This is a genomic window from Cecembia lonarensis LW9 (genome assembly GCF_000298295.1).
Taxonomy (GTDB): domain Bacteria; phylum Bacteroidota; class Bacteroidia; order Cytophagales; family Cyclobacteriaceae; genus Cecembia; species Cecembia lonarensis.
The window spans coordinates 1-517 of the sequence record NZ_AMGM01000350.1 but is presented as its reverse complement, the minus strand read 5'-3'; the positions used below and the strand labels follow the sequence as shown (position 1 = coordinate 517).

Below are 517 nucleotides of genomic sequence, written 5' to 3'. Positions count from 1 at the left end.
GGCCGGCCAACAGGATCAATTCACGATTCGAGGATAAATACCCGGCAAAGAATATAGCCAGGGTAATCTTGGCCAGCTCGCCAGGTTGGAAGGAAAGCCCGAAAAAGTTCACCCAGATCCGTGCGCCGTTGATGATGACACCGACCTTGGGGATCAGCGGAAGCAAGAGCAGTACCACCGAAGCGGCAAGAGCGATGTAGGTGAATTTTCGCAAGACGCGGTGGTCACGGATTGCCCACAGGGCGATCATGGCAATCACCATGGCTACGCCGGTCCACATGATCTGCCGCATGGCGGTATCGGTGTTTTTTGCCAGATCGATCCGGTGGATCATGGCCAGGCCGATGCCGTTGATGGCCACGGTCACGGGAAGTATTACCGGGTCGGCATATTGGGCCCAGATGCGCAAGGCAATGTGGAAAACCAGGGCCAACCCGACCAACACCAAGCCTTGGGTGATGAATTCCGAGCTCAGCCCGTCATCGCTATTGACACCGACCAAGTAGTAGGCGCCCAT

At 56.5% G+C, this 517-nt stretch carries 1 protein-coding gene; it reads right to left on the bottom strand.

Annotated elements, in window-relative coordinates; translation table 11 throughout:
* A partial coding sequence (locus B879_RS24380; protein ID WP_040401704.1) for an FtsW/RodA/SpoVE family cell cycle protein occupies positions 1-517 on the bottom strand: 517 nt, incomplete at both ends.